This window comes from Pallidibacillus thermolactis (assembly GCF_025660415.1).
In the GTDB taxonomy this organism is placed as follows: Bacteria; Bacillota; Bacilli; order Bacillales; family Caldibacillaceae; genus Pallidibacillus; species Pallidibacillus thermolactis.
In genome coordinates this window covers 17,130-36,642 of record NZ_JAOUSE010000005.1, presented here as the reverse complement: position 1 = coordinate 36,642, position 19,513 = coordinate 17,130, and the positions used below count along the sequence as shown (strand labels likewise).

General features: G+C 34.3%; 20 protein-coding genes and 1 other annotated feature. Of the genes, 2 read left to right on the top strand and 18 right to left on the bottom strand.

Features of this window, described 5'->3' with window-relative positions; all coding sequences use genetic code 11:
- Positions 1-100: 100 nt before the first annotated feature.
- From OEV82_RS03140 to OEV82_RS03105, 9 genes are all read right to left on the bottom strand, one after another.
- Positions 101-745, bottom strand: coding sequence for an ABC-2 transporter permease (locus tag OEV82_RS03140; protein WP_263060990.1), 645 nt, complete (start codon positions 743-745; stop codon positions 101-103).
- Positions 746-1,597 (bottom strand): ABC transporter ATP-binding protein, encoded by an 852-nt coding sequence (locus OEV82_RS03135; protein ID WP_263060989.1) that lies wholly within the window; start codon positions 1,595-1,597, stop codon positions 746-748.
- Positions 1,598-1,922: 325 nt separating this feature from the next.
- The gene (yfmH, locus tag OEV82_RS03130; RefSeq protein WP_263060988.1) at positions 1,923-3,200 is read right to left on the bottom strand and encodes an EF-P 5-aminopentanol modification-associated protein YfmH; all 1,278 of its coding nucleotides are present in this window, start codon (positions 3,198-3,200) and stop codon (positions 1,923-1,925) included.
- A gap of 1 nt (position 3,201) precedes the next feature.
- Positions 3,202-4,485: an EF-P 5-aminopentanol modification-associated protein YfmF gene (gene yfmF / locus OEV82_RS03125; protein WP_263060987.1), complete on the bottom strand. Its 1,284-nt coding sequence runs from the start codon at positions 4,483-4,485 to the stop codon at positions 3,202-3,204.
- A gap of 663 nt (positions 4,486-5,148) precedes the next feature.
- Positions 5,149-5,409 (bottom strand): transposase, encoded by a 261-nt coding sequence (locus tag OEV82_RS16130; RefSeq protein WP_407672733.1) that lies wholly within the window; start codon positions 5,407-5,409, stop codon positions 5,149-5,151.
- A 22-nt stretch (positions 5,410-5,431) separates the two neighbouring features.
- Entirely contained in the window at positions 5,432-5,599 is a 168-nt protein-coding gene (locus tag OEV82_RS03120; protein ID WP_263060986.1) for a hypothetical protein, read from the bottom strand.
- On the bottom strand, positions 5,562-5,834 hold the full coding sequence (locus OEV82_RS03115) for a hypothetical protein (protein WP_263060985.1): 273 nt from the start codon (positions 5,832-5,834) through the stop codon (positions 5,562-5,564). The genes OEV82_RS03120 and OEV82_RS03115 overlap by 38 nt, the downstream gene beginning before the upstream one ends.
- Before the next feature lie 811 nt (positions 5,835-6,645).
- Entirely contained in the window at positions 6,646-7,590 is a 945-nt protein-coding gene (locus OEV82_RS03110; protein WP_263060984.1) for a cation diffusion facilitator family transporter, read from the bottom strand.
- Between the two features lie 84 nt (positions 7,591-7,674).
- A complete protein-coding gene (locus OEV82_RS03105; RefSeq protein ID WP_173661632.1) occupies positions 7,675-8,010 on the bottom strand; it encodes an ArsR/SmtB family transcription factor in 336 nt (111 codons plus the stop codon).
- A 202-nt stretch (positions 8,011-8,212) separates the two neighbouring features.
- On the opposite strand from OEV82_RS03105, the gene cdaS reads away from it, so the two are divergent.
- On the top strand, positions 8,213-8,830 hold the full coding sequence (gene cdaS / locus OEV82_RS03100) for a sporulation-specific diadenylate cyclase CdaS (RefSeq protein ID WP_263060983.1): 618 nt from the start codon (positions 8,213-8,215) through the stop codon (positions 8,828-8,830).
- Positions 8,831-9,091: 261 nt separating this feature from the next.
- On the opposite strand, the gene OEV82_RS03095 is transcribed toward cdaS, so the two are convergent.
- The 7 genes from OEV82_RS03095 to OEV82_RS03065 all read right to left on the bottom strand — a co-directional run bounded on the left by OEV82_RS03095 (position 9,092) and on the right by OEV82_RS03065 (position 15,165).
- Positions 9,092-10,150, bottom strand: a complete 1,059-nt coding sequence (locus OEV82_RS03095; protein ID WP_263060982.1) for an LLM class flavin-dependent oxidoreductase — start codon at positions 10,148-10,150, stop codon at positions 9,092-9,094.
- 154 nt (positions 10,151-10,304) lie between these two features.
- Positions 10,305-10,613: a DUF3892 domain-containing protein gene (locus OEV82_RS03090; RefSeq protein ID WP_407672732.1), complete on the bottom strand. Its 309-nt coding sequence runs from the start codon at positions 10,611-10,613 to the stop codon at positions 10,305-10,307.
- Positions 10,614-10,766: 153 nt separating this feature from the next.
- A complete protein-coding gene (locus tag OEV82_RS03085) occupies positions 10,767-10,979 on the bottom strand; it encodes a gamma-type small acid-soluble spore protein (RefSeq protein ID WP_263060981.1) in 213 nt (70 codons plus the stop codon).
- A gap of 120 nt (positions 10,980-11,099) precedes the next feature.
- Positions 11,100-12,125 (bottom strand): threonine aldolase family protein, encoded by a 1,026-nt coding sequence (locus OEV82_RS03080; RefSeq protein ID WP_263060980.1) that lies wholly within the window; start codon positions 12,123-12,125, stop codon positions 11,100-11,102.
- A 57-nt stretch (positions 12,126-12,182) separates the two neighbouring features.
- On the bottom strand, positions 12,183-12,785 hold the full coding sequence (locus OEV82_RS03075) for a response regulator transcription factor (RefSeq protein ID WP_263060979.1): 603 nt from the start codon (positions 12,783-12,785) through the stop codon (positions 12,183-12,185).
- A gap of 36 nt (positions 12,786-12,821) precedes the next feature.
- Positions 12,822-13,937 carry a sensor histidine kinase gene (locus tag OEV82_RS03070; protein ID WP_263060978.1) on the bottom strand — a complete coding sequence of 372 codons (1,116 nt, stop codon included), beginning with the start codon at positions 13,935-13,937 and terminating at the stop codon, positions 12,822-12,824.
- A gap of 169 nt (positions 13,938-14,106) precedes the next feature.
- The gene (locus tag OEV82_RS03065; protein ID WP_263060977.1) at positions 14,107-15,165 is read right to left on the bottom strand and encodes a fatty acid desaturase; all 1,059 of its coding nucleotides are present in this window, start codon (positions 15,163-15,165) and stop codon (positions 14,107-14,109) included.
- Positions 15,166-15,439: 274 nt separating this feature from the next.
- Positions 15,440-15,608, top strand: a binding site (T-box leader).
- Positions 15,609-15,718: 110 nt separating this feature from the next.
- On the opposite strand from OEV82_RS03065, the gene OEV82_RS03060 reads away from it, so the two are divergent.
- Positions 15,719-17,101: a glycine--tRNA ligase gene (locus OEV82_RS03060; protein WP_263060976.1), complete on the top strand. Its 1,383-nt coding sequence runs from the start codon at positions 15,719-15,721 to the stop codon at positions 17,099-17,101.
- A 207-nt stretch (positions 17,102-17,308) separates the two neighbouring features.
- Here the strand turns inward: OEV82_RS03060 and OEV82_RS03055 are convergent, their stop codons facing one another.
- Positions 17,309-17,785, bottom strand: a complete 477-nt coding sequence (locus tag OEV82_RS03055) for a hypothetical protein (protein ID WP_407672730.1) — start codon at positions 17,783-17,785, stop codon at positions 17,309-17,311.
- Between the two features lie 210 nt (positions 17,786-17,995).
- Positions 17,996-19,492, bottom strand: a complete 1,497-nt coding sequence (locus OEV82_RS03050; protein WP_263060975.1) for an aldehyde dehydrogenase family protein — start codon at positions 19,490-19,492, stop codon at positions 17,996-17,998.
- Positions 19,493-19,513 lie beyond the last annotated feature (21 nt).

The window sequence follows — 19,513 nt, the reverse complement described above, 5'->3', positions numbered from 1 at the left end:
AACAAGTTCTATTAACAACAAGAAATAACAGATTAATTTATTAATCTGAAATTATACTATAGATGAATCTTCTACCTACTTGATGTACTAATCACATAATCTAAAATTCTTTCTTTCGATAAATAATTACAGCAATTAAATATGAGAGAGTAAATACAGTAATACCAAGTACTATAAATAAAATCGGAACTAATAAAGACGAATCTATGGATAACGGTAATTTGACTATTAAATCTTCTACTAAGAATTTGATTCCATAATAAACAAATAGACCTACAAATCCTCCTCCAAGTACAAATGCATCAGATTTGTCTGCACCAAAGATATAGAGGAACGGGTATATAAGCGCACCTGCAAAAAGAACTACGAAAATACCAGAAGAAATAATATTAATTATGCCATTTATTTGTGTTTCAAAAATTAGATCATATGTATAAATAACAATATATGAAAGAAATGCTCCGATAATCACAACCGATAAGTAAAAAATATAGTGACTTCGGACAATATTAGACCTACTAACCGGTAAGGTAAGTACATATTTATCATAACCAGACTTACTCTCTATTTTTATAACTTCAAGTGAAGGCAAAGTCATTAATAATATAATTAACATAGCGGCCACACCACTTATCATAGGCCCTGCAAAAAATAAAAGTACACCAGCAATCAATAATGCGAGACCTACATATGCAAAAATACTTCGATAAACTAGGTAATAGTTTGTCAATAATAGACCTTTCACTTAAATTTCACTCCCTGTTAGTAAGATACTAAGTTCTTCCATTGAAATCTTTTTAGAGCTAAGGTCCTTTGGCAATTCCATTTTATTTGATACAAGTATTCTAGAATAAGAACCATAGTCCCTTTTTGCAACAACTATATTTCTATTTAGTAAAGATAATTGTTCCTTTTTGATATCAACAATTGCAAATTTTTCAAGAATCTTGTCTTTTCTCTCATTTAATAAAATTTTACCATTTTTGATAAAAACAATATGACTAGCAATTTTCTCAATATCACTCATAATATGAGAAGAAAGTAATATCCCACCACTACTCTCTCTCACAAAGCTTTTTAACTCACCTAAGACTTGTTCTCTTGATGAGGGATCAAGCCCTCCTGTTGCCTCATCTAGTAATAGTAGTTTTGCATTATGTGACAGTGCAACAGCTATAGAAAGTTTCATTGACATCCCACGAGAAAATTTATATATTTGTTTATCTTCGGGGAGAGAAAAAGAATTAACCAATCGGAAAAAATCATCTTGATTCCAAGTATTAAATATTCTCAAAAAAACTTTATTTAGTTGTTTGACTGTTAGGTGCGCCGGTAAATTCATAGCATCGAACACTACTCCAATTTTTTCTTTCATCTTAGGCTGTTTATGTATATTTTCTTTGCCAAAGATTTTTATTCTACCTGAATCCTGAGAAACTAGACCTAGTATTGTTTTAAATGTGGTAGATTTACCTGCACCATTATCACCAATAAAGCCAACTATTGATCCTGACGGAACATTGAATGTAACATTTTTTAAAACAACTTTATTGCCATATCGCTTTGTAATATTTTGAACATCTAATAAGTACGACATTTTCTCACTCCAACATATTATCTTAGTATATATATGTATTCTACTTACACCCGTTAAATCATTTATTTTTTCAAAAATTATCTTTCTATTCAGAATAATAATGTAGAATAATACATTTTAAAAGGGGCTTTTGAATCGTTTTGTTTTTTTTATTAGGTCTAAGAGCCTATGTTTTTACTTATTTTTGTTTGTACATCCAAGGTTATGAAAATAATATAGGAGAGAATAAATAGTATTTTTCCATTGATTGATGTTAAATTAATAGATGGATACTACCTTAACACTACATTAAATAAAAAAATTTATAAAAAAATAACAAGTATCATTACTTAATGATTAGTGTCGAACTTGATTCATCAGAAAAATGTAAGTGTAGTACTTCTTCTAGGTCCTTTTCGGTTAATTTTTCTAATATTTGTATTACGTCAAATAAATTCGTCCCATTGAAATGATAACGTGTGAATTGATTTGCAATAAATTGAGGCGAATTAATAGACCTTAAAAAGCAACCAATTTCCTTATTTACTACACGTTGTGCATTATCTCTTTTTATCGGATCCCTTTTAAATCTAGAAACCGTTTCATATACAGTATTAATAACTTCTTGAGGCTCTTTACTTTCCCCACTAATTATGGAGTAACCAAAATTTCCCTCAATTGTACATTCAAAAGTAAATGACTCATCTATATGACCAGAATTGTACATTTTTTCGTTAGCTTCAGAACTATCACCAAACATTAGCTCAAGCAATACTTTTAAAGCCAGCTCATATTTAAGCAACTCTTGACCTTGCGTTATAGAATTAGGCTTTTTATACCCGATAAAAACTTTAGGTATTTGTACTGGAAACTCCATAACACCTGATTTTTTATATACTTTTTTATCCTCATCAGGAAATATGCACTTTTTTTCTCCATTACCTTGAAAAGTTTTCTGCTCTTGATTTTTGCCTATGGAATCAATTAAATCTTTTGGATCTACAGGTCCAATAACAAAAAGTAACATATTTTTTGGATGATAAAAAGTATGATAACAAGTGTATAAATCCTCTTTCGTAATTTGATTTATAGATTTGACTGTTCCAGCAATATCATTTCTTACTGGATGATACTTATACATATTTTTTAAAATCTCAAACCGAGCTCTCCATTCTAAATTATCTTCATACATTTTAATTTCCTGTTCAATTATCCCTTTTTCTTTCTTTACAGTTTCATCTGTAAAATATGCATCTTGAACAAAGTCTAAAAGAGTAGTAATATTTTCCTTTATGTTAGATGTGGCTGATACTGTATAGGCTGTACGAGTAAAATTAGTATATGCATTCACAAAAGCCCCTTGTCTTGCGAAGGTACTAAAAACATCTCCCTTTTCACTCTCAAACATTTGATGTTCCAAAAAATGAGCTATTCCAGCAGGGAACTCTATCGGAATTCCTTTCCCTAAAGGTGAGAAGAAATTATCAACTGAACCATAATTTGTAGTGAATGTGGTAACCGTCTTATAAAAACCTTTCTTAGGAAGTATGAAGACTTCAAGGCCATTGGAAAGTTCCTCATAATAAATGGTCTCACCTATTTTTTTATAATGAATAGATTTCACTTTACTCAGACTCCTTTTTATCTAAAAAGTAGATAGTATCTAGAACCCATTTATTAGCTACCCGAATTACGTCGCTTTTTGTTATCATACTAATTCTTTTAATCTGATCAGTGATATTATTAGATGACCCTCTATCTATTGATTGTATCGTAATATCCATTATCCCTAGAGGGTTGTCAAGTGATTCTAGCAATAAATTAATCAACATCGCTTTGGCGTGTTCAACTTCTGCATCAGTAAAGTGTCCCTCTTTTATTGCATACTCTTGTTCTCTTATGACTTGAACTGCATAATCATAATTTTTGAAATCAATACCTGCCATTGTTATTAGTAAACCTTTATTAATTTCTATTCTCGATAGGATAAAATAAGCAAGACTTTTCTTTTCACGAAGATTAACAAATAGTTTCGAAGATGGAAATCTACCAAAAAGTGCATTTGCTACCAATGTTGCTTCATAATCATCATCTTGTATGGTTGTAAAAGTCCTATAACCTAAAAGAAGTTGCCCTTGCTCTACATCCAATTTTTCCTGAATAACCCTCACATTAGATACATTTTTCACATCTAAGTGGATTTTTTTAGTTGGTTTGTTATTATATTCTTCGGAAAAAATTTTCACTATCATTTGTTGAACTTCTTTCACATTAAAAGCCCCAACAATAAATAAATCTAGACTAGCGTTTTGAAGTAGTTCCTTATATACACTGTAAATGAATGCAGCATTAAGAGAAGGAATCTCCTCTATTCTCCCGAGGGCAGAAAGTCCATATGGGTCATTTTTAAACATCTCTTCAATCAAACGGTCATTGGCATATATAATCTTATCATTATACATTGAATAAATTCGCTGTTCTAAGAAACGTTTCTCCTTTTCGACAATAGAGTTATAAAAAGCTCCATTTTCCAATGCTGGTTTATAGACAATTTCATGTAAAAAGTGGAGAGATTTTTCTAGTAATGAATTAGAAATATTCAAATATTGGTCTCCTGGAACCTCCATTCTAAAAGAAATATAATGATTGTCTCCTTTTTTTTGTACATCTGTAAATAGTGTTGCTCCAAACATTTCGTCAAGCCTTTGTTTTATTAACCTACGATTTGGATAATTTTTTGACCCATTAACCAAAATCTGTGGAATTAAAGCTCTTGCAGTAGTAAATTCCATTTTGAGAGGAATCTTCATTGTCAACATTATATTTATTGTTTTAAATTTCTCTGTATTACATAGATGAACTTGTAATCCATTTTGATTGCTTGATTTTATAGTCATTTCTTCTATCAACTGAATCCCTCACTTTCCTTAATGTTAAATTAAACTATTTGGTATAATCATAATCTTGTAGTTTATTACTAATAAATATGCTTATTTCTATATAAACAACTCAAGCTATAACATTTACTTCTTTTAAGTATTATATAGTTGTATTTTAATATAGAATATTCCAAATATTAATATAAATTATAACACAGAATAATTTTTGTAACGAATATTAATAAATTTAAAACTATTTTGGGGAATTTTTAGGGGATATACTAAAGTCTAAATTCTATAGATTAACGGTATAAATGTAAACGTTGTAAATACTTGTAAATGGATTGTCTAGTAGCTACATTTGATTTTTTATACACATTAGTCCTTCTCTTTTTTAACGGTCCCTTACACACCGATAACCTTTGATACTCGATATCCTTCACCATGTAATCTAGTGCAGATTCTTTAACTAAAAGGGGGGGTCTGATAAGTCCTAAAAAAACAAGTGGTAAGAAAATTTGTTTTTTCTCCACTTACCTTTTATATTTTTCTGAAAGTAGCTGGCGTATGCCTGCTACTTTAAGTATGTTATGGGCTAATGCCACTAATCCAAATCCTACGTGAACCTTATTTAGTCCACGTAGAAAAATCTGCGGAACGACCGATTGCCCTTGATGTGATCGAACGCGCTTTCTACCTCAATTTTTCGTTGTGCGTAGATAGCGGCTTTCTAATCACAAGGGCTGCTTTTTCCTTGGCTTTCATTACTTCATATATTGGATTCCAGTGAATCTGGCGATTCCCTTTTACCTTTGTACATTGTGGTTTTAATGGGCAATCTGAACAATCTTTACATTCATATATTTTGAAACTTTGCTCATACCCCGATTGATTTCTTCTGTTAGGTATTTTTATACCTCTCTTTCCTTCCGTTTGGACAGATAAAAATATCATCTTCCTCTATATATTGCCAGTTCTAGTTCTTCACATTTATAATGTCATTTTTATATTTACGAGTTTGTTCTTTTAAATACGTTCCGTAAGGAATAAGAAATTCAAAACGTTCTTCTTCATCTTCCCCTACTGTATAGACGTAATTTACCTCACTACCATATCCCGCATCGGCAATTATTGTTTTCAGCATTGGTTGCCAGTTTCTCCATATGGTATAAAACAACATGTGTCTGTAAGGTGTTGATGAATGCTATATAAGACACAATAAATTGATTCTCTGTACCGATCTGTACATTATAACTAGGTTTAAGCTGTTCATTTTTCATATGGTCATCTTCCATACGCATAAAAGTGGCAACTTTATCTTTCTTTGAATAGCTATTTCGATCTCCAAAGGTTTCTTGTTGTTCTTTATATTTAGCCATACGCGGGATGAAATCTTCTTTTATTTGTTTTAGAGTCTTCTTTAACTGGCTACACTCTTTGCGTGTTTTTTTACGTTCAGAAGGATCGGTCTCGTTATTTACTTCTTCAGTTAGCTGTTCGACCTTTTTTTCAAGTTTATTAGCGACTTGCTCTAACTCTGTTCGGTAACTTCTTCGTTTTCCTATAATTCTCTTAGGTTTGTTTCTTCTAATCTAGTAATTTCATAGATATGTTTCAAAGTTTCCTGGATTTTTTCCTTTAATTTTGCCTAAACTTCGAAGTAGCTTTTTTCCAAACAAAAGTATACTTATTGGCGCTAGCTTCTATTTTGATTCCATCTAAGAAGGAATTCTACATAGTTATGGAGTTCTCATCAATTAATTTTTGATGATGCTTTCAAATAACTCATCAATAAAATCCTACATTCGAACTCCATGAAATTCATTTATTGTCCGGAAGTCTGGCTTTTTTGCATTGCGGCTAACCACATCGTTGGAATATTTTCTTTTGTCAATTTTTCAATTCCACGACAGGAATAAACTTTCTGTGTATATTCCGTTTTTTAGGGATGATAGGAGACTCTGCCTCCGCCTTTATAATAAGCAAAGAGTTGCTCATCAGATATAGATCCACCATTTCATCGACTACTCGCGCTGGATGGTTTTCAGGTAATAGTTTTTCAATGTCATAAATAACTTGAATTTGTCGGTTATCATATGGTTTGAATGTAGGGGCAAGTTTTCTTGTTGAGGTTTCTTCTTTTTTGCATATTTTTGCAATGACAAAAAGGGGCATCCAAAAAGTCAAAGCTCATGACTTTTTGGACAACCCCTGATGGTTACATAGTACAGAATCATGATGATCATGATTTTCACTTTCCATTTGAATCGTAATGTGATGAATACCTTTATGAATTAATTCATGTTCAACTTCATCAAGAATTCTTTGACCATCTTCAATGGTTATATTCATATCTACTACAGCATGGCAGGAAAGAGCAATTTGCCCACTTGTAATTGTCCAAACATGTAAATCATGAATACTTTTTATACCTGGTACCTTTTCAATCGTTTGAATTATGTCTATAAGATCGATATCTCTGGGTGTCCCCTCCATTAATATTTGCAATGCATCTTTTGTAACATAAAATCCGCTTCTTAAAATGAGGACCGCTACGATAATACTTGCAATCGGGTCTGCCCATCTCCAACCAAAAAACATAATGAGTAGAGCTGCTAAAATGGCACCAATTGAGCCTAACATATCACTGATAACATGAAGATACGCCCCACGCATATTTAAGTTCTCTTCCGTATCGCCACCTCGAAACATAACCACCGCAACAATAATATTAACCAATAGACCTATTGTACTAATTGTAAGCATGCCTGTCGTGGCGATTTCTGGTGGCTGGGTAAAGCGTTGTACAGCTTCAATAATAATAAAAATGGAAATGATTAATAAAGTGATACCGTTAAAAGCAGCAGCTAATATTTCAAAGCGTTTATAGCCATATGTTTTTTCATAATTAGCTGCACGTTCACTTAATTGAAATGCTAAGACAGCAATTCCAAGAGATATTGCATCACTTAACATATGACCGGCATCTGATAATAGCGCCAAACTATTTGTAATAAGTCCACCAATAAACTCAACGACCATGTATGTGACTATGATAAAAAAGGCCATCAACAATGTCTTTTTATTTGCCCCATGGGTATGGTCGTGATGATGGTGTCCATGGTGATGTCCCATAATCATGCCCTCCGAAGTGTTTAGTTAATATATATTATTTCCAATCCAACTTTCAGTTCTTCCTTCTTTTCATTTATCGTAAAGCTAGTGATGGTGAGCATGTTCAATCGTTTGTTTTAATAAGTTGATGACATGTTCATCATCATGGGAATAATATAAAGTAGTCCCTTCTCTACGATATTTGACTAAGCGTAAGTTTTTTAAGAAGCGCAACTGATGTGAAACCGTAGATTGACGAAGATTAAGATGTTCTGCAATTTCATTAACAGAATACTCTTTCTTACATATGAGGTTTAAGATTCGAATCCTTGTTGGGTCACTTAATGCTTTAAATGTTTGTGAAACAATAAATAATGTTTCCTCGTCTAAATCATTAAATTCACTATGTTCAGATTGACCGTTGTTTTGCGTTTCAACCATGTACCTCATCCTTATTCTTTGTTTTTTCTTATATGATTATATACTCATATATTAAACATTTGTTTCCTGAATGTCAATGTATATTCTAAAGAGTGATTTCCTCTTCTTTACTCCTTCACCCATTGATAAATATTTCCTCACATTTAATAAATGGAAATAGATATACTAACAATAATAATGAGATATAAAGGTGTGTTTTCATTTGAGACCCTTTAATTGCAATGAATCTCCATTAAAACAAGCTGTATTAGATGGATTAAACCTTTTGTCAAACGAAATTAAACAGAGTATTCATTTGCTTAATAATGGTGAAGATAACTGTATTCTTTGCAATTTGGAATCGATTAAAGATACTTTAAATCATATTGAATCGGTTGCTGGATCCTTTTATTTAAAATGTTACTTAGCAAATTATACTGATAAATTTGAGGAAATTGCTACTTGTATGGAGAAACTGTCGGCACAACGAATCGGAGCTCTGATTGTCATCGAACGTGAAGATCCATTGGATCAGCTTATTCAAAAAGGGACCGATATTGGGGCAATTCTAACGCCGGCGTTATTGGAATCAATATTTTATCCTGGAAGTCCGTTACATGATGGAGCAGTACTGATCCGCCAAAATAAAATTATTTCTGCCGCTAATTTTCTACCAATGGCAACAGAAATTTTTGAGGGAAGTAAGTTCGGAGCAAGGCACCGTGCCGCTATTGGTCTTACAGAACACAGCGATGCCCTAGTCCTTGTCGTCTCAGAAGAAACTGGTAAAATTTCCTTGGCATTAAATGGCAATTTATATCCAATACAAACAATGAATTAAGTTCAGCAACAGTGGCTTACTGTGTGGCTCTCTGTTGAAATGCCATGTTTTTGGAAGATAAGAAAGACTAGCTGCTGTTTTAATCGTTTAAATTCTCCTGGTAAACAGTTTCTTTTCCATGCTGATTGCTAAAAACTGCCTGAAACATATCTCTTTTTCTCCCTTGATTTAACTTTATAGCGTAATCATTTAATATGTGTAACTTTGACTAGACTTTTGTTTTAAAAAAGTCTGCTTACAAAGCAGACCATTATCAATACTTTATTGTTTACCTCCTTCCTTTTCCCATCGTTCAATTTCAGACCGGACGAATGGTGCAACTTCTGTTCCTAACAATTCTATGGAGCGCATAACATCTTCATGAGGCATGGATCCGACAGGAACATGAAGCATAAATCGTTCAATCCCCACATTTTTACGAAGAAAAATAATTTTTTCAGCAACCGTTTCAGGATCACCACAATATAATGCTCCCTCTAAACTGCAAGCATGATCAAAGGTTTCTTTCGTATATGGTGCCCAACCACGTTCTCTACCTAACTTATTCATTGCATATTGAGTCGGTGGAAAAAATTTCTCGACCGCTTCTTCAGTTGTATCCGCAACAAAACCATGGGAATGAGATGCTACGATCAATTTCGAAACATCATGTCCCGCTTCCTTCCCTGCCCGCTTATATAAATTTACAAGTGGAGCAAACTGTAATGGACTGCCACCAATAATCGCTAACACTAAAGGAAGTCCAAGAATTCCTGCACGAGCGACTGATTGAGGTGTACCACCACTTGCAATCCAAATCGGTAACTTATCCTGTACAGGTCGTGGATAAACACCGCGATTATGAACCGCTGGGCGATGTTTGCCTTGCCAATTCACGATCTCATTTTCGTTAATTTGTAATAGTAGTTCTAACTTTTCATTAAATAATTCATCATAGTCTTTTAAATCATAACCAAATAACGGGAACGATTCAATGAACGAACCGCGACCTGCCATGATCTCCGCGCGACCATTTGAAATTGCGTCAACGGTAGCAAAATCTTGATAGACACGCACAGGGTCATCGGAAGATAAAACAGTAACAGCACTTGTCAATCGGATACGTTTTGTTTTTGATGCCGCAGCTGCTAATAAAATAGCCGGAGCCGAGCAGGCATAGTCTTTCCGATGATGTTCTCCTACGCCAAACACATCCAATCCAACTTGGTCTGCTAAAACGATTTCTTCTACGACTTCACGAATACGTTCAGCATGGCTAATCGTTTTTCCTGTTTTGACATCTGGTGTCGTTTCAGCAAATGTCGTAATCCCAATTTCCATTATGATCCTCCAAATTAATTCTATTTCGTCTTTTACGATATCGGATAATATAACTGCGAGTCAATCAATATGTGCGAATTATAAATGATAAATTTTCCACAAAATATGAAAAGGGACTGACTTCATGACAGCCCCATTAAGCTTTAAATTTTCACTAAAACTCTGGTAATTGATCTAAATTGTTATCCTTTATCCCATCGGGTTCACTACGAATAATATCCCTACCATACTTGTGGAACACATCAATATTCGCTAAATTACCCGCTTTTGCCTCTTCTAAGGCAGTTAAGTAATCTAATTCTCGGCCCGTATTTGTTTTAAATGCAATAAGATCCCCATCATCATTTTTACGGACGGCAACAATTTGTTCTTTACCATCATCGATATTGTGGTTATTCATACTTTCCATATTGCTTTGAGCTTTATATTGTTCATAAATTTTTTCAAAATCTTTATCTTTCACTTCATCACCCCACTTCTTTACTACAAAAAATCTTGCTCGATTATTATTCCGTTGGCCACCATCGGTCAGATCTTCTATAGTACTTAGGCATATTATGAAAGTCTTCTTCAATATAACTTTTTGATAAATGAATCACTCCTAACTAAATGACAACTATCTGTATTCATTTTCATGTGCATATTGTCTTCTCATCGCCTCAATATCGATATTGCTAAATATTCTTGTCCCACGCCCACCATTCGCCATCGCTAACCAAAATTTCACTTCATTGTAGGACATACCAGAGTTCATATTTTGTCGTTTTACTTCTTCAATATTTGTTCCTGCAACGGTATACGTATCGTTTATCTGTCTTTTAATATTCATAAAATAACACCTCTTACCGTTAGCTTGTGTAAAATGAATCTTTTTAAGCAGACTTACTTGAATAATAAAAAAAGCAAATACTCCTTATATGAAGTATCTGCTTCTTTAGGAAAAATATTATTAGATTAGATTTTTCACATCTTTGATAAGCTGATCCACCGCTTCTTCTTTAGTAGCCCAAGAAGTTACGAAACGAATCGCAGTATGACTTTCATCAACCTTTTTCCATAATTCAAAATCATAGTTTCTTTTTAATGCTTCAATTTGCTCATTCGTCAATATCGGAAAAATTTGATTTGTCGGTGACTCAGTTAAAAATGCGACGTTGACCTCTTTCAATCCTTTTTGTATCTTTGCTGCCATACGATTTGCATGTTCAGCTAACTCAAAGAAAAGATTATCCTTAAATAACTCGATAAACTGAATTCCAAGAAGTCTACCTTTTGCTAAAAGGGCACCTTTTTGCTTAATATAATAACGAAAATCCTTTTTTAACGAATCATTACAAATCACTAGGGCTTCCCCGATTAAAGCTCCATTTTTTGTACCACCAATATAAAAAGCATCAAACAAATCTGGTAAATCGTTTAAAGTTAGATCATTATCGTTTGAACATAATGCTGAACCTAAACGCGCACCATCCATATAAAATAACAAATCATTTTCTTTACATATTGCTCTTAAAGCAACAAGTTCTTCTTTATTATAAATTGTACCTAATTCAGTTGAATTAGAAATGTAAACTAGTTTTGGCTTTACCATATGTTCATCAGTATGTATATTTAATATGTTTTGAATCTGCTTTGGTGTTAATTTGCCATCATTCGTATTCATTGTCAATACTTTATGACCCGTTCCTTCAATAGCGCCTGTTTCATGGACATTAATATGACCGCTATCAGCCGAAATCACTGCTTCATGTGGTCGCAAAAATGATGAAATGGCAATTAGATTTGTTTGTGTACCACCTGGAATGAAATGCACATCTACATCTTCCCGCCCGATATGTCTTTTAATTAGTTGGACGGCTTTTAGAGAATATTGGTCTTTTCCATATCCAGTTTCCTGAATAAAATTCGTATCAATTAACGCTTGCAAAATATTGGGATGGGCACCTTCACAATAATCATTTTTAAAACTATACATAGTCTCTCCCCTCACCTTTTGCTTTCATTATAGCATGTCTATATGATCACAATGCAGTTATTTAAACCAACCTTTTTCTCGAAATCTCTTGATGGCTTCAATTCGGTTCGTTACATGGAGCTTATCGAGAATCGTTGATACATAATTGCGAACTGTACCTGTTGTAATAAACAATTCTTTTGCAATTTCCTTTGTCGTTTTCCCTTCAGCAATTAATTTAATCACTTGTTCTTCCCGTTCCGTCAAAGGATTGGGCTCTTCATCATACGCTTTTTCAATTAATTCGGGAGCATACACTTTTCTTCCTTCCATAATGAGGCGAATGGAACGAGCCAATTCTTCACTGGGGCTATCTTTCAATAAATAGCCATTCACCTTTGCTTTTGTTGCCCTTTCAAAATATCCGACGCGAGCAAAGGTAGTTAAAATGATAACTTTGCATGGGTGATCTTTTAACAATTCAGCAGCATCCAAGCCACTCAGCACAGGCATTTCAATATCCATAATGCAAACATCAGGATTTTTTTCATGGACAAGTTTTAACACTTCTTCCCCATTTTTCGCCATTCCGACAACTTCCATATCCTCTTCCAAATCAAGTAGAGCACCGAGAGCACCAAGTAACATCCCTTGATCTTCCGCCAATACAATCCGTATCATCTTTCTCCCCCTCTAATTACTATGCATATCGAATCATCATTGATAACCTACAAGTGGGACTTGAAACTGAAGTGTAGTACCAGGATTAGATTCAATATCTAATTGACCATTGACAAATTCTAACCGTTCTTTCATTCCCTTTATTCCATTTCCATCACTTTGTTTCCAGTTTTTTTGAATACCAATACCATTATCTTTTACTTTAATTTTTATTTCGCCTTTTAACTGCTCAATGACAATCTCACATTTTGTCGCTTGACTATGTTTCACGACATTTGTTATTGCTTCTTTTAAACACATGCTCAACACATGTTCTGAAAAAGTAGGTACCTCTTTTAAATCTGGATCTCCGATTATTTTATAATCGATTTCTGTAAGTTCTAACATATGTTTAATTCTAACGATTTCCTCTTTAACTCTCGTTCTTTTCATCATGGATACAAGATCACGAACTTCATTCAGAGCTGTTTTTGCAGTTTGATTGATATCTTGAATTTCTTTCGTTGCCCGGTCTGGGTTTTTTGTCATTAATTTTTCAGCCAAGTCACTTTTTAAACGGATTAATGATAGCTTTTGTCCTAATGTATCATGTAAATCACGTGCAATACGTTCCCGTTCTTCAATGATTAAAAGCTCAGCAATTTTTTTATTCGCATCTGCCAATTGGCTTTCCAAATGAGCCTGTTTATTTCGATTATACATCGAAATTGGCAGCAAAATAACGCCGACAACCGTAATGATAATAAATGGAATTTGTGTTAGAAATGTTTCTGTTTGGATAAAAAAACCAACTAGTACAGACGTAATGGATGTGACAAGATGAATAATATATAAAGTAATAAAACCAACTCTATTTTGAATATTCCCAATAAAAAACGCTAAAAAGAGTGAAAAATAAACATAACCAAAATATAATGTCATGCCGACATTAATAACCATTTCAATGGCAACTGATACATAAACGGTCCAGCCTTTTTTAATGAAATTTAATTGATAGGCAGCAAAAAATAAAACGATGGTGATAATGCCAAAAACAATTTCTAATGGTGAGGAATTTATAATAATGAAATAGAATGGTAATAGACAAAACACAATCCAAATAAAAATACTCAAACCCGTATTTTTCGGAATTAGTTGATAGCCAATTTGCATAAAATCTCCCCATTTTCCAGTTCATTTTTGTCAGTATAAGAAAATTCAGTACATCTAACAAGTCATATATATTGTTGCACATGATATTTAATTTGCAACATATGATGAAAGGGGGTCCTTAGTCAAAATATTGACTTTTGGACCCCCTAACACCATTTAATTTTTCTTCTTATTTTTTTGGTAAACTAACTTGCACTCTTCCCAGCTGTGTCTTTTCTTGTCTTTCCCTCTCCATCGATTTAAATTCCTTGAAACTTACAAACTTTTTATTATCTGGGTCATATAATCGAAAACGAATCGATTTAAAACTTTCGGGAATGGTAATCGTTGTTGCCTTTTGTAATGGTGGTGTTGATTCGTGTGCTTCTTCTAAATAATAATTCGGGATTTTTGGTGCTAAATGATGAACATGGTGATAGCCAATATTACCAGTTATCCATTCCAAAACTTTCGGTAATTTATAATATGAACTTCCTTCGACAGCTGCTTTCACATAATCCCATTCATCCTCATTTTCAAAATAAGAATCTTCGAACGTGTGTTGAATATAAAATAGCCAAATTCCTACAGCAGCTGCTAAATACATGATCGGAAATTGTACAGCTAGAAAAGTTTGCCAACCAATACCCCAAATAAATAAAGCATAAATGGCAACGATGGAAATATTAATGAGATAGGTGTTATAACGCTCCCGTTTTGGTGCACCTTTACGATTAAAGCGATTCGAACCAAAAAGTAAGAACAGTGGTCCTAATCCGAATAAAACAAACGGATTGCGATACAGTCGGTAACCAAGTCGCAACCAAAAACCTGCTTCCCTGTATTCTTCAATGGTCATAACCCAAATATCACCGTCACCTCTTTTATCTAAGTTTCCACTCGTTGCATGGTGAAGAGCATGACTTCGTTTCCATTTTTCAAAAGGAAAGTGGGTAATAATACCTGTCAGGGTCCCAACAATTCGATTCGCTTTCCCACTTTTAAAAAAGGACATATGGGCACAATCATGAAAAATGATAAAAATTCGTACAACAAAACCTGCGGCAATTATAGAACAAACAAGACTTAACCAAAAAGAAACAGATAAACTTTTATAGGCAAAAAACCATAGCATTATGAAAGGTACAATCGAATTAATTAATTGAAAGATACTCTTTTTTGTTTTAGTCTTTGCAAAGGGAGCAACACTTTTTCGCAATTGAATTTGCTTTTTCTTATCTTTATTCATTGTGACCTCCTCAATATTCTCAGTCTCTTTATTTACAATAGAATAAATACCCTTTTATGGGTAGACATAAATGTCAGGAGGAGGGGATGACAAATGTCATATAGACTTTGTTTGAGAATACATTTAAATTAGAAGGCAATATTTTTAATTGAGATCCTTGTTGTTTTACAAATTTAAAGTTATAAATTGACATTTCAACACGTATCGGCTATGATTTTTGGTATATTATAGTTATATATTTTGAAGTAAATGGATATAGTATTTGAAAATCATATATATTGCATTGATGGAAAGGAGTACTTAGAGCGCTCTATAAAAGCGAACCTAGGATGGTGCGAGCTAGGGTATAGAGCACTAAGGAAGGCGTTCCGGAGCAATTATTTTCAGAGTGGCTACATTTGTAGCAAATAGGGTGGAACCGCGGGTAAACTCTCGTCCCTATGCTTTCATGGCATAGAGTCGGGAGTTTTTTCTTTTATTTAAAAAAAGGTGCACATCGCCTTTATAAAATCAGAAAATCATTATAAAAATAAACATAAAGGAGACATTGACAATGGCAGTATCAATGGAACAAATTGTTTCGCATGCGAAACACAGAGGTTTTATTTTCCCTGGATCTGAAATTTATGGCGGACTAGCCAACACTTGGGATTATGGTCCACTTGGTGTTGAATTTAAAAATAATATTAAACAAGCATGGTGGAAAAAATTCGTCCAAGAATCTCCATACAACGTTGGATTAGATGCAGCAATATTAATGAATCCACGTACTTGGGAAGCATCTGGTCACCTTAGTAACTTTAACGACCCGATGATCGACTGTAAGAATTGTAAAGCCCGTCACCGTGCGGATAAATTAATTGAAGAAGCTCTACATGAAAAAGACATTGAATTAATCGTAGACGGACTTCCTTTCGAAAAAATGGAAGAACTTATAAAAGAACATGAAATTGCTTGTCCTGATTGCGGTAGCCACAATTTTACAAATATTCGTCAGTTCAATTTAATGTTTAAAACATTCCAAGGTGTTACTGAAACAAGTGCGAACGAAATCTTTTTACGTCCAGAAACTGCTCAAGGTATTTTCGTGAACTTTAAAAATGTACAACGTACAATGCGGAAAAAATTACCATTTGGTATTGCCCAAATTGGTAAAAGTTTTCGTAACGAAATTACACCAGGTAACTTCACATTCCGTACACGCGAATTCGAACAAATGGAACTTGAATTTTTCTGTACACCTGGTGAAGAATTGAAATGGTTTGAATACTGGAAAGAATATGCGGAAAATTTCCTTGTTTCTCTAGGTATGAAGAGAGAAAACTTACGCTTACGTGACCATGAAAAAGAAGAACTATCCCATTACAGTAATGCCACAACTGATTTTGAATATAAATTCCCATTTGGTTGGGGTGAGCTATGGGGTATTGCATCAAGAACGGATTATGACTTAAAACGGCATATGGAATATTCTGGTGAAGATTTCAAATATCATGATCCTGAAACAAATGAGAAATATATTCCATATTGTATTGAACCTTCTTTAGGAGCAGACCGCGTTACTTTAGCTTTCTTAGTTGATGCTTACGATGAAGAACAGTTGGAAGATGGAACAACACGTACAGTGATGCGTTTCCATCCAGCAATTGCTCCATTTAAAGCTGCGGTTCTACCATTATCGAAAAAACTTTCTGAACAAGCTCGTGAAGTTTATACGGAACTTGCTAAACACTTTAATGTTGATTATGATGAATCTGGTTCGATCGGTAAACGTTATCGCCGTCACGATGAAATCGGTACACCATATTGTATTACTTTTGATTTTGACTCTTTAGAAGATAAAATGGTAACTGTCCGTGACCGTGACACAATGGAACAAACACGTTTACCAATTGCCGATGTTGTCAGCTTCCTACAAGAAAAAATTAAATTTTAAAGAATATGGGCAAGTGGAGATTTCTCTTCTTGCCCTTTCCTTTAAAAAAAATTAAAACTTTGAATTATTCATTAATCTTATTTAATTTTCATAAACAACTTTTTTGTCTAAAAACCTATTAGTCCTATACACAAAAAATTCCCTCCAACAGGATTCAACCAAATGTTGGAGGGAGATTTTTTTACTTATGGCCTAAAGCGATAGGCATTAAAAACACGTAAATGATTGAATTTGTCGCAAATCGATGCCAAAGTATACCCATCTAAATCCAGTCCAACGCCAACCTGCCACAGACCGTCGGCCAAGGAAGATTGGATAGAACCAGAATTGCTGACGATTATTTAACCAAACATACGTATAGCGGAATAAACATCCCCTCATACTTCCAGGGTCAACCGCAAATAAACTTGCTTGCTGTTGTTGTGGAACAAAGGATGGTGGCGGTCCAGATGGTGGGCCTCCCTGTGCTCCAGTTGGTGGACCAGATGGTGGGCCAGCTGGCGGGCCAAAACTAGGGGGACCTTGTGGTGGACCGAAAATTCCTGGAAATAATTGGGGAAATCCAATTTGCCGCTCATCATAATTCGCATTTCCTTGATATGGGATAGGATAAGTTTCATTTACATAACTTGGAACATGTTGATATCCACCGGAGTCATATACATGAGGGTAGTGATAATACAAATCTATTCACTCCAATCCATTTTTGTTCACCATATCTTATTCATTAGACAGTTGCCTATCAACTTGTACTTTAAAATTAGGCTATGGCCTAATATACATAAAAAAGCTATCTAGAATTTCAATAAAATGAACCTCTAGATAGCAGAAGAATTCTTACCATTTTAGAATGACGATATCATTATACTTTTCAATTTAGCAATTAAACGTATTTCATTCTTCAATATCGATTTGTGCACGTTGTAATTTCCCACTAAAATCAACATATACAGCTCTCCATTCAGTGAACACATCTAAAGCTTGCACACCGGAGTCACGATGTCCATTCCCAGTTCCTTTCGTTCCGCCAAATGGCAAGTGAATTTCGGCCCCGATTGTGCCAGCATTGACGTATACAATACCAGTATCTAAATCACGTTGGGCTTTAAAAACACGATTGACATCTTGTGTAAAGATACCACTAGATAAACCATATGTTACACTATTATTTGCTTCTATTGCTTCTTCAAAACTTTTAACAGGAATGAGAGAAACAACAGGACCAAAGATTTCCTCTTGAGCAATACGCATATCCACCTTTGCGTCCGTGAATAAGGTTGGTGCAAAGTAATACCCATTTTTATATTGACCATCTGTTAATTCGTAACCGCCGGCCAACAGTTTGGCACCTTCTTGTTTACCAATTTCAATATATTTTTTTATTTTCTCTAAACCTTGACGATTAATAATCGGTCCAACTTTTACAGATTCATCTAATCCATTTCCAATCGTTAGTTCTTCCATCTTTTTAAGGAGACGCTCTTCCAATGCTGCTTTCACTTTCTCATGGACGATGACACGACTGCATGCAGTACAGCGCTGACCACTTGTACCAAAGGCACTCCATATAATGCCATCAGCAGCTAGATCAAGATCGGCATCATCCATAACAATGACTGCATTTTTCCCCCCCATTTCCAGTGAAACTTTTTTAAGTTGGCGTCCACATTCACCTGCAACTTGTCTTCCAACCTCATTGGAGCCGGTAAAGGAAATGACTCGGATATCTGGATGATGGACCATGGCTTTTCCAACAGTAGAGCCCGATCCATAAACTAAATTGAGTACACCTTTCGGCAAACCTGCTTCCTCAAAAATTTTGGTTAACTCATATGCCATAATCGGTGTTTCTGTTGCTGGTTTCCATATCACCGCATTACCCGCAACAATAGCAGGGAAAGATTTCCATGAAGCGATAGCAATTGGGAAGTTCCAAGGTGTAATAATCCCAACAACACCAACGGGCACTCGTACACTCATGGCAAACTTATCTTTTAACTCAGATGGTGTCGTTTGTCCAAATAGCCTACGACCTTCACCTGCCATGTAAAAAGCCATATCAATTGCTTCTTGGACTTCTCCGCGTGCTTCTTCTAAAACTTTTCCGTTTTCCATCGTTAATAATTGAGATAGTTCTTCTTTTCGCTCTTTTAGTATATTCCCAACCTTATATAAAACTTCTGCACGTTGTGGAGCTGGTACATGAGCCCATCTTTTTTGTGCTTCTTTAGCAGCACGAACAGCTGCATCGACATGTTCCTTATCTGATAAAGAGACTTGAACAATTTCTTCTCCGGTTGCCGGATTAATAACTGAAGTAGTATTATTTACTGATATCCATTCTCCATTAATATAATTAGTTAAACTTTTTGTATTTAATAATGTAGTCATCATTTCTCCTCCCCTTTAATA